At 66.9% G+C, this 1,472-nt stretch carries 1 protein-coding gene and 1 pseudogene; both read right to left on the reverse strand.

Annotated elements, in window-relative coordinates; all coding sequences use genetic code 11:
- Positions 1 to 92 precede the first annotated feature (92 nt).
- Positions 93 to 1,004: pseudogene (locus ABTZ94_RS37520) on the reverse strand (IS5 family transposase).
- A 4-nt stretch (positions 1,005 to 1,008) separates the two neighbouring features.
- Positions 1,009 to 1,239, reverse strand: coding sequence for a hypothetical protein (locus ABTZ94_RS37525; protein WP_351207943.1), 231 nt, complete (start codon positions 1,237 to 1,239; stop codon positions 1,009 to 1,011).
- Positions 1,240 to 1,472 lie beyond the last annotated feature (233 nt).

The following is a 1,472-nucleotide window of genomic DNA, read 5'->3' on the forward strand; positions in this document are numbered from 1 at the left end:
CGAGAGGTCTACCGCCACCTCACCAGCGCATTCACCGGCGCACCCGGGCCGTCTCCTGCAGCTTGACGATCTATAGAAGCTTCAGAGTCAAGCTAGGGCCTGTCTGACAAAGGATCACCTGGCGGGCTCGCGGAGCCAGAGAATCAAGGAAGCCAGGACAACTCCGGCACGGTAGCGGTCGGCGAGCTTGTCGAACCGGGTCGCGATCGCGCGGAACTGCTTGAGACGGGCAAAGCATCGTTCGACTACGTTGCGGTCGCGGAAGACGACCTTGTCGAAGGTGGGTGGTCTGCCGCCGAGGGTCCCGCGTCGTCGGCGGTTGGCCGCCTGGTCGCGGCGCTCGGGGATCGTGGCGACGATGCTCCGGCGCCGCAGCAAGCGGCGGATCGCCCTGCTGGAGTACGCCTTGTCGCCCAGCACGCGCTCGGGTGTCGTGCGCGGGCGGCCCCTTGAGGCGCGCGGGACGCAGATCCCATCGAGGACCTGGCCGAACGCGGTGGCGTCATTGACGTTGCCGGGCGTGAGCACGATCGACATGGGCAGGCCCCGGCCGTCGACGGCGAGGTGGACTTTGGTGGTCAGCCCGCCTCGGGACCGGCCGAGGGCCTGGCGCGCCTGCGAGCGGCCCGGATCTTCCAGTTCGTCCCCGTGTGCATCCCCTTTTCACGGGCGCCGGCCGCGTGCTGGTGGGCCCGGTTGACGGTGAAGTCGACCGAGACGGTCCATTCCACCCGGCCCACCGCGTCATCACGGACTTGGAGGTGCTCCAGTAGGTTCGCCCACGTCCCGTCCGCCTCCCAGCGGGCGAACCGCTCGTAGACGGTCTGCCACGGCCCGTACCGCTCGGGGAGATCGCGCCAGGGCGCCCCGGTCCGCAGCCGCCACAGAACACCGTTGACCACCTGACGGTGATCACGCCACGGACGGCCACGCCCGTCCACCTGCGGCAGCAGCGGCTCTATCCGCTCCCACGCCGTATCCGTCAACTCACCTCGACCTGCCACAAGATCAATGATCGGAGTGCTCGTGATCGGACTCGCACGCGGGGTCCGCCACGAACCGGCTCAGCCGGTAGGTGGTCGGTAGCGCCAGGCGGCCGCACAGCGTGTCGATCCGGATCACCGAGCCGTCGATTCGTGCCTCCCGAAGACGGCGCAGGTGCGCGCGCAACTCCGCCTTGTCCCGAGTCTCAAAAAAACACTTCCCACCGCCCCACGTCCGGTGCAGTGCGAGCAGCAAGCCGCTGCCTCTCGGCCTCTTGTCGCCGCCTTCTTTTCCCCTGTCCTGGCACCGGCACAGAATCGCTGGCCAGCGTCAGGACGGCAAGGCAATTGGACCGAGCACCACATCCTCGGCGGGTGGTCATTTGTCAGACAGGCCCTAGTAGGGCTTTGTTAGGTACCCCGGATAATCAAGCAGGAGTAGGGTTGTGATCTTCTTTCAGGTGTGACTCCTGAGGAGATGGAAGAGGT

The sequence above is a fragment of the Streptomyces sp. NPDC002785 genome (assembly GCF_040295565.1).
Classification (GTDB): domain Bacteria; phylum Actinomycetota; class Actinomycetes; order Streptomycetales; family Streptomycetaceae; genus Streptomyces.